The sequence below is a fragment of the Roseitalea sp. genome (genome assembly GCF_984466335.1).
The window spans coordinates 1-4,402 of record NZ_CFIFWG010000209.1 but is presented as its reverse complement, the minus strand read 5'-3'; the positions used below and the strand labels follow the sequence as shown (position 1 = coordinate 4,402).

Below are 4,402 nucleotides of genomic sequence, written 5' to 3'. Positions count from 1 at the left end.
TGTGGCTGCGCCGCGCCGTGAACGACACGGCGCGGCGCTTTTCCATGCGCCCGCCGTCAGCTCCCGTCGGCCGGCGACAGGCGATCGGCGGCCAGCTCGATCGCCACGTCGACACCGAACGCAACGGTGGCCTCGGTTGGCTGGCTTTGGGCGCCCACGCCGAAATCGATGCGATTGACGGTGACAGTCGCGCTCATGACCGCACGGTCGCCGTCGATTGCAAGGTCGAACGGCAGGAGGAAAGGCCGTTCGACGCCACGGATGGTCAGGGTGCCCTCGGCCTCGAAGGCGGTGGCGGTATCGTCCAGCGCCTTGAAGCCTTCGGCAACGAACCGTGCCCGCGGATGGTTCGGCGCATCCAGGAAGTCGGCGCCGACCGCCTGGCCCGAAACGGTGCCAAGCGTCAGGCTCGCAATGTCGATGAGGGCGGTCACCCGGGCGCCCTCCGGATCGTCCGGATCGAAAACGATATCGGCGTCCCAGGCGCCGAAGGCGCCGTCGACGGGGCTGCCCAGTTGCACGACCGTGATGCCCAGGCGGCTCGCATCGTGATCGACCGCCCAACGGGCGGCGCCGGCGCCCGCCGCCGTTCCGGCCTGCGCGAGCAGGGCCTGCGATTGCGGCGACTGGACATTGCGGACCGTCGCATAGCCGGCGCTGGCCGACAGCATCGCCGCCACGATGCCCGTGGCGAGCAGCGCGGGCGCGCGGCGATGGTGCGCGCGCCCTGTCACCTTCGGGTCGCATTTGGCGCCGGGAACCATCCTTGCGAGGGTCTCGTCGCGGTCGACGACCAGGTGCTTCAGCGCGCCGGCGATATGGGCGCCGAGCGAGACGACGATCATCAGCGCGCTGCCCCAGTGGAGCCATTTGAAGACGATGCTCAGCGGCTCGTTCTTCGGCACGAACGGCACATCCTGCGGCAGCGGCCACCAGATCGGCGCAAATCCGATCGTCGCGTAATGGTGCAAAAGGCCCGTGACGGGCGCCAGGACGATGCCGGCATAGAGCAGCCAGTGAACCGTGTCGGCCGCCAGCGTCTCGGCGCGGCGTTCGGGATGCAGCGGCCGGGGGCGCACGCAGACGAGCGCCCAGGCAATCCGCGCCAGCGCCACCGCAAGAGCGGTCACGCCAAGCGTCTTGTGGAGACTGTAGAGCCACACCTTCAGGGATACGGCCCCGTCCGTGTCGATCGGCAGCCACACCATGACGAGGCCGAGCGGAACGAGGACCAGGATCAGGCTGGCCGTCACCCAATGAAAGAGCTGCGCGACAAGGCCATAGCGTTCGCGCGTGTTCATCAACAGCATGCACGTCTCCCCGGCGGCGGTGCCCGCAACCGTTTCGGAGATAAACCTTTTGCGAACGCGGAAACAGCCGCCAATCGTTTGACAAGGCGTTCGTCGCCGGTGGACGCCGCCGCGCCGCACGCTTGATGAGACGCGATCGCGGGCACGGTCCGCCGGTCGACATGGCCCGCGGCCGGCGGATCGGGGAGATGCCCTTAGAAGCGCAAGCAAAAGGCCCGGCGCGCCGGCCGGGCCTTTCAAGCGCGTTCGCGGGTGCCGGACGCTTACGAGGTGGCGGCCTCGTACATTTCCAGCACGTAGTCCCAGTCGACGAGGCTGTCGACGAACGCTTCGAGATATTTCGGCCGGGCGTTGCGATAGTCGATATAGTAGGAATGCTCCCACACATCGACGCCAAGGATGGGCGCGGCGCCGTGCACGAGCGGGCTTTCGCCGTTGGGCGTCTTCATGATTTCCAGCTTGCCGTCCTTGACGGCGATCCAGGCCCAGCCGGAGCCGAACTGGCCGACGCCAGCGGCGATGAAATCGGCCTTGAACCTGTCATAGCCGCCAAGATCGCGGTCGATGGCGGCGGCCAGCTTGCCGGGCAGAGACGTGCCGCCGCCGTCCTTTTTCATCCACTTCCAGAAGTGGATGTGGTTGTAGTGCTGGCCGGCATTGTTGAACAGGCCGGGATTCCTGCCGAAAGACTGGGTGACGATCTCCTCCAGCGGCAAGCCGTCCATGCCCGCCTCGGCGGCCAGTTCGCTCCCCTTGGCCACATAGGCCCGATGGTGCTTGTCGTGGTGAAATTCGAGCGTCTCGCGCGACATGTAGGGGGCAAGCGCGTCGTAATCGTAGGGCAGATCGGGCAGTTCGAAAGCCATTGTCGGGGTCCTCTCCGTCGGATGGTCGGACATGCTGGCGCGGCCTTTATGCCTCGGGCAGATCCTGGCCTGTGATTTAGGCCCTAGCCGGCGGCTCGGCAACCGCGCCCCGCCCGATTTCGACGCCGCCGCGACCGGGATCAGGCGTGCGCCCACTCCCAATAGAGGTCGCGCGCCTTCTGGCCGACGGGACCGGGCTGCAACTCCCGATCCTCGATTCGGACGACGGGCACGACCTTGGAGTGGTTGCCGGTCGAAAAGATCTCGTCGGCATCGAGAAAGTCATCGACCGTCAGCGTCTTTTCGACGGTCTTGAAGCCGTACTGCCACAAAAGGTCGATGATACGCGACCGGGTGATGCCGGACAGGAAGGTGCGGTTCGGCGCCGGGGTCATCACCTGGCCGTCCTTGACCAGGAAGATGTTGGAGGTCGCCGTCTCGCACACATTGCCCAGCATGTCGCGCACCAGGCAATTGTCGAAGCCGCGCGCCCTGGCCTCCAGGATCGCCCGGCCGTTGTTGGGGTAAAGGCAGCCGGCCTTGGCGTCGGTCGGCATGGTCTCGATGGTCGGCCGGCGGAACGGGGAGACGGTCACCGAAAAGCCCTTGGGCGCGATCATCGGCGCCTCGAACAGGCAAAGCGCGAAGCGGGTGGACGCCGGATCGGCGGGCACCGACATGTAGCCGCCATGCTCGGCCCAGTAGGTCGGCCGGATGTAGATCGCGGTCCGGCCGTCGAACTTGCCGATGCCCTCAAGGGCCAGCGCCGCCATCCGCTCGGCATCCATGGTCGGCTTCAGGCCGAGCGCGACGGCCGACGCGTTCACGCGCCGGCAGTGCAGGTCGAGGTCCGGGGCAACACCCTCGAACCAGCGCGCGCCGTCGAACACGGACGAGCCGAGCCAGACCGCATGGGTGCGCGCGCCCATGATCGCAACGTTGCCCTCGTGCCAGTCGCCATCGACATGGGTCCAGGTTGCGCTCTGGGCGGGTGGGATCGTGGCCATGGGTCGCTCCTTTTTGATCGCGATCCGACTTGGCCGGTTTTTGGAGCCAACGTCAATGTGGGTCAACGCCTTGACGCGGCGCGCGTTTGGATGATGATGCGCGGGCCTTGACCGATGGATTCCCATGACGCCGACCGGCTATGTCTTCGATGCGTATGGCACGCTGTTCGACGTGCACGCGGCCATGGCCGGCCATGCCGACGCGCTCGGCGACCGGTGGCAGGCGATCTCGGCCGTCTGGCGCGCCAAGCAGCTCGAATATTCCTGGGTGCGCGGGCTTATGGGCAGCTATGCAAGCTTCTGGCGGCTGACCGAGGAAGCGCTCGATTTCGCGCTCGCCCAGAACGGGATCGACGATGGCGCGCTCCGCGCGGCCCTGCTCGATGCCTACTGGACGCTCGACAGCTATGACGATGTGCGCGCGACGCTCGAACGGCTGCGCAAGGACGGAACGCGGACCGCGATCCTGTCGAACGGTTCGCCGGACATGCTGGCGGCGGCCGTGGCGTCCGCGCGGCTGGGCGAACTGGTCGACGACATGTTCTCGATCGATGCGGTGAAGGTCTTCAAGACGGCGCCCGAGACCTACCGTATGGTCACCGACGCGTGGGGCTGTAAGGCCAAGAAGGTGGTGTTCGTGTCGTCGAACCGGTGGGACATAGCCGGGGCGGCCAAGTTCGGCTTCCACGCCGTCTGGATCAACCGCGCGGGGCATCCGGACGAATATGCCGGCTATGCGCCCAAGCGCGTGATCGATACGCTCGCAGCGCTCTGAGGGCACATGCGCCGGACCGCGCGGCGGCCTTGTTGCCGCTTTGCAACGCCCCTTGCCAAACGCGCCGGAGCCCGCTCACAGGGCCGTGAAAGGGCTGGTTTCGCGACAACCGCATATTCCCAACGGACCGGTCGTGGCCTAGCAAGGCGTGGGGTTTTCATCATGGGGTCCGTCATGATTCGCGCATCACGCCGCCAGTTTCTCCGCCTTGCGGCCGTCGCGCCGCTTTCGGCCACCGCCGCCTGCACCCAGACGGCGGCGCCCCAGGCCCCGCCGCCGCCTGCGGGCGCGACCGGCGCGATGCCGTTCGGACCCGAGCCCCGCTTTCCGCCTTTCGAGGTGATGTATGCCCAAAAGCGCGATGGCGGCTTCACGATTCCCGCCATCCCCTACCGGCGCGTGCCCGAGCGCTATCTGCGACAGGTCGTCCGCGACACGACGGGC

At 67.1% G+C, this 4,402-nt stretch carries 5 protein-coding genes; 2 read left to right on the top strand and 3 right to left on the bottom strand.

The window, feature by feature from the left end; all coding sequences use genetic code 11:
- Window positions 1-56: 56 nt before the first annotated feature.
- The 3 genes from AC5E6L_RS14410 to AC5E6L_RS14400 all read right to left on the bottom strand — a co-directional run bounded on the left by AC5E6L_RS14410 (window position 57) and on the right by AC5E6L_RS14400 (window position 3,183).
- Window positions 57-1,310, bottom strand: a complete 1,254-nt coding sequence (locus AC5E6L_RS14410) for a YceI family protein (RefSeq protein WP_491774203.1) — start codon at window positions 1,308-1,310, stop codon at window positions 57-59.
- Window positions 1,311-1,573: 263 nt separating this feature from the next.
- On the bottom strand, window positions 1,574-2,176 hold the full coding sequence (locus AC5E6L_RS14405) for a superoxide dismutase (RefSeq protein WP_491229878.1): 603 nt from the start codon (window positions 2,174-2,176) through the stop codon (window positions 1,574-1,576).
- 140 nt (window positions 2,177-2,316) lie between these two features.
- Window positions 2,317-3,183 (bottom strand): branched-chain amino acid aminotransferase, encoded by an 867-nt coding sequence (locus AC5E6L_RS14400; protein WP_491774201.1) that lies wholly within the window; start codon window positions 3,181-3,183, stop codon window positions 2,317-2,319.
- 124 nt (window positions 3,184-3,307) lie between these two features.
- On the opposite strand from AC5E6L_RS14400, the gene AC5E6L_RS14395 reads away from it, so the two are divergent.
- On the top strand, window positions 3,308-3,958 hold the full coding sequence (locus AC5E6L_RS14395; RefSeq protein ID WP_491229876.1) for a haloacid dehalogenase type II: 651 nt from the start codon (window positions 3,308-3,310) through the stop codon (window positions 3,956-3,958).
- A 174-nt stretch (window positions 3,959-4,132) separates the two neighbouring features.
- The coding region (locus AC5E6L_RS14390) for a twin-arginine translocation signal domain-containing protein (protein ID WP_491774199.1) at window positions 4,133-4,402 on the top strand (270 nt) is incomplete at its 3' end.

Bases quoted from the DNA above. Each gene is read 5' to 3' on its own strand.
- AC5E6L_RS14410 (WP_491774203.1), bottom strand. From the start codon at position 1,310: ATGCTGTTGATGAACACGCGCGAACGCTATGGCCTTGTCGCGCAGCTC.
- AC5E6L_RS14405 (WP_491229878.1), bottom strand. From the start codon at position 2,176: ATGGCTTTCGAACTGCCCGATCTGCCCTACGATTACGACGCGCTTGCC.
- AC5E6L_RS14400 (WP_491774201.1), bottom strand. From the start codon at position 3,183: ATGGCCACGATCCCACCCGCCCAGAGCGCAACCTGGACCCATGTCGAT.
- AC5E6L_RS14395 (WP_491229876.1), top strand. From the start codon at position 3,308: ATGACGCCGACCGGCTATGTCTTCGATGCGTATGGCACGCTGTTCGAC.